General features: G+C 49.2%; 3 protein-coding genes. 1 reads left to right on the forward strand and 2 read right to left on the reverse strand.

The window, feature by feature from the left end; translation table 11 throughout:
* Positions 1-1,466: hypothetical protein (locus RM811_RS23225; RefSeq protein WP_402529047.1), on the forward strand; the 1,466-nt coding region annotated here is incomplete at its 5' end.
* A gap of 100 nt (positions 1,467-1,566) precedes the next feature.
* On the opposite strand, the gene RM811_RS23230 is transcribed toward RM811_RS23225, so the two are convergent.
* Together RM811_RS23230 and RM811_RS23235 are read right to left on the reverse strand one after the other, a co-directional pair.
* A complete protein-coding gene (locus tag RM811_RS23230; RefSeq protein WP_402529049.1) occupies positions 1,567-2,415 on the reverse strand; it encodes a hypothetical protein in 849 nt (282 codons plus the stop codon).
* 363 nt (positions 2,416-2,778) lie between these two features.
* On the reverse strand, positions 2,779-3,579 hold an 801-nt coding region (locus RM811_RS23235; protein WP_402529051.1), incomplete at its 5' end, for an alkyl sulfatase dimerization domain-containing protein.

Below are 3,579 nucleotides of genomic sequence, written 5' to 3' on the forward strand. Positions count from 1 at the left end.
CAATCAAAGACAACCCTGAGCTGACGGCTAAAAACTCCCTGAAAGGATCAACTTACCCAGTTGAGAAAACCGATAATTCTAACGATAAGGGTAGCCATCCGCCTATTTATCAGGAAGAACAAAAGCCCTCCCCCGACACCACTATCCCTCCCGCTATGGAAATGGCAAATAATCAGGAGATTAGAGCACCAAAGCAGCCTGATCGAACACGAAGGCAATCACGCAGGCAACCACGCAGGCAACCACGCAAGCAACCACGCAAGCAACCAATAGCTACCCTGCCGGCAGCTGTACCTACCTTAAAAACCGAGCCATTAACCGTACCGAGTTTGCAACTTGACCAGTCACCCTGTATCAAGACCAGGATAGACAACATTATCCCTCGAAAAAATGACCTTTCCAAACAGAATGAAGATAGGGAATTACTTGAGCATATCTCTGACATCCTTGATATAAGCATATCGGTTTATGACCGGGGGACAGGCCAAAGTAACCTGACAGCAAATGGTGAAACCGCTCCTTGTGCTGATAATACAACTTATGCCCAGCCCGAAAAGGCACATATCAAACACCGCAATATCATCGAAGCCAAACAAAAGTGCACTATTACATCCAGTAAAACACAGAGAAACACCCTACCCCTGTTCCGGTTTATGGAATCAGATCGACCCCGTTTAGATTCCCGGGAAGTCAGAGATACAAGAACGTATTATCAAAATAAACTAGACGATTTAATCATCAATAAAAAACTGCCTGTCGTCTTTGCAGGAAGCATTGCCTGCCTGAAGCAAATGCATGCATTGTGGGGAAAAAATGTAATTGACCGGATAACCCCTCAGCCCTGGCCTGAGATTATAGACAAAGAGACACTGGAAAGCGCTCTGACGCCAAGGGATACGGATCTGCTGGTAGCCAGCAAAGAACAGTTGGATGATGTCATCAATGCAATTACTGACCAGATGAGAAATGCACTATTGACGCAACATAAACTTAACGTCTCCCCGAAGGAGACCAGGATTTACTACAACACGGAATGCACAGTCTGTAAGGTTACGTTCGAACCACATTCTACCCGGAAGCCCGGCGATGTCGCTTACGTGGTTGATCTTATTGCCGGACCAGACTTCGGCACTCCGGAATCCTGTAATTTCAGCACCATCAGCGAAGCCAATCGTACCAAGCGGGTCGATGAGATTATAATGGACGAATTCCGATTCATAACAACGGTCAGCCTGGGAGGCCCGAAACGGGCCTGTAAAGCCTTTGCCCGTATTTTTACCCTTGCTACTCTAGAGTATCTGGAACCCAGACTCGACACCCTGGCTCGATTTGCGCTGCTTCGTGTGCTTAACGCCTACCCTGCGGAGCGCATTTTCAAGGAATATTCTAATGAACTTCGAAAACGGGCCTTTCATGTGGTCTGTGATAACGGGAAAATTATTGGTGCCCGTCTGCAGGATTCATGAATCAAGACATATCACTATTAAGACCGTGGTCCGTGGTCCGAAAAAGCCGGGTTCGCTTACGCTTTTACGGACCACGGACATCGGATAGCGGACAACGGTCTTAATGACTGATACCAAAGCGATAAACCAGAGATCCCATCAATGTTTTACGTCCATCAAAGCCAGCCTCGACAACCGCCTGTAATTCGTCAGAAAACTCAATAGTTGCCCCCAATGTCGGACTCCATGGATTATCCGCTTTAACGTCCAGCTCCAATACCATTGGCTCTAAATCAGGATCAGGCAACACCTGCTCTACCGTTATCCGCTGATCCAGCCAGAGATAGCTGACACCGGCCATCCAGGTAACAGGAAAACCAGCAACCCGGGTGGTATAACCTATTCTCGGTGTGATCATCACCGCATTAATCCGGGAGCGAACCACGTTCAGCTCTGTTCTTGAGGCGTTCATATCAAGCGTCGTTACCCAGGGACCTTTGCCATAAATCAGGGTCGCACCCAGCCCCCAGTTCATCCCATGATATTTTTGCTTCATGGTCATTGGGGCACTTCCTTCGCCAAAGTTAGGGTTATCAGGCATCAAATCATAAAAAGTGGTACTGTCAACCAGCGTTTCCCCTTCCATATAACCCGCCATGACATAGACATTCATAAAAGGCAGCAGCCAGGTGTCCAGCCGCAGATTAGTCACCTGACTTTCATCTTCCACACGATTAAATTGCAGATCCTTAATGTAGTCACCGGCTCGTCCCTGAAACTTCACACCACTTAGTTTAGTGCTCTGTTCCATGGTCATGGTGGTGATGGATAGCCCCCAGGTTTTTGGCATTTTAGTGCCTTCAGGCACCCACCCCTGGCCGAATATCGGGCCCGTATCATCTGCAATGGCGTTGAAGCTACTGCAGGTCAGTAACAGAAAAACAGAGAGAAGATGAGACACTGCTTTCATCGGGAAAATCCTGATTATTGATTTTTATAGGACACTGTTGAACTCATTCCCACGGTCCCCGTGGGAATGCATACCGGACTCACCACAAATGGAACAGCCAGCATGAAACTTCCGAAACCCCAGGCAAAGGCAAAGAGAGGGTTCTCTGCGTACGGCCAGCTCCGTATGCATTCCCACGCAGAGTATGGGAACGAGGCTTTCAGAGGGTTTTGCGACAGCCTCAGAGCGTGGGAACGAGGTCAAATCGGCATTTAAGACCTTTTGCAACGCCCGCCTTCGCGGGAAAGACGGCAGCGACATAAATTGACATTTAAGACCTTTTACGACAACGCTCCAAGCGTGAGAACAGTGGCTGACAATCTATTACTGAGCAGCAGCCAGCTGTTTTTGCCGCGCCCTGGCCATCTGGTCGATATAGGTCAGCATCTCCTGGGTATTGGTTGCCGGATCAGAAACCCTCGCCTTATACACGTCGATGGTCAATTGCTGCACATCTGGATGATCAGAATCCGCCATCCATGCCCAATCTGCCAGATGGCTTGCCAACACCAGATCGGTTTTCATCAACTCCCGGGCACGGGCAATTAATGATTCAAGACCACCCGCCAGACTAGCTATTTCTGCGCTCTGGGCAGCCTGAGGAGCCGGCGACCAGTCGGAAGGAATATCATTCCACCAGCCGGTATACTGCTTGAGCAGCATCTTGGAAATGTCTTTGGCAGAGACATATTTAATCTGGAGTGTCGGGTGCTCAGCCAGCGCTTCTGGCAGCTCGATACTATCGACAATGAGGTCTTTTCTGATGCCTTTATTAAGCCCCGCTATAGTCTGCTCTGAAATAGACTCAAGGGCCTCAGCCAACACGATAAAGTTCTCCTCAATGTCTTTACCCGTGGTAATTCCTTCCCCATGGGAGGGTAATAACACCTCCGGCTTCAGTGCCGCCATCTCCCGCATGGTCTCAGCCCATTCTTCCACGTAACGCTGAGAACGCTTGCCATTACCCACATTGGGCAAAAAGCCCTGGTAGAAATCACCCACCGCAATGGCCTTGCGTCCGGGAACCCAGACATACAGGTGGTCATCGGTTTCGCCCTTGCGATGCTGCAGGACAAATTCCTCACCACCAATGGTCAATTCCAGACGATCACTGAACGTTCTGGT

This window comes from Endozoicomonas sp. (genome assembly GCF_031844845.1).
In the GTDB taxonomy this organism is placed as follows: Bacteria; Pseudomonadota; Gammaproteobacteria; order Pseudomonadales; family Endozoicomonadaceae; genus Endozoicomonas.

Coding starts and splice junctions, on each gene's coding strand:
- RM811_RS23230 (WP_402529049.1), bottom strand. CDS start 2,415: ATGAAAGCAGTGTCTCATCTTCTCTCTGTTTTTCTGTTACTGACCTGC.